This window comes from Bradyrhizobium sp. Kon56 (genome assembly GCF_055807635.1).
The window spans coordinates 1-278 of the sequence record NZ_JBVVOU010000390.1 but is presented as its reverse complement, the minus strand read 5'-3'; the positions used below and the strand labels follow the sequence as shown (position 1 = coordinate 278).

At 60.1% G+C, this 278-nt stretch carries 1 protein-coding gene; it reads right to left on the bottom strand.

All coding sequences use genetic code 11. The annotated features are described in order from the left end of the window. A partial coding sequence (locus tag AC0L3B_RS39415) for a LysE family transporter (RefSeq protein WP_473383198.1) occupies positions 1-278 on the bottom strand: 278 nt, incomplete at both ends.

Genomic DNA, 278 nt, shown 5'->3' with positions numbered 1-278 from the left:
GGCAACTGCCGGCGACGGCATCATTTGAGGGGCCGATCGCATTCCTGCCGGCATTGAGTAGCAATCGGAACCCGAACCACATCAGATAGGCTGCCCCGAGCACCTTCACAACCAGGGCGGCCCAAGGGAGAGCGGCGAATACGATCCCCAGCCCACCAATCGCACAGGTTGACCAGAACAGATTGACCACCACGATTCCCGCTACCAAAGCCAGGGCTTCAGCGCGTGTAGCGGCCACCGCCTTATGGACAACGGCAACGAAATTCGGGCCAGGAATA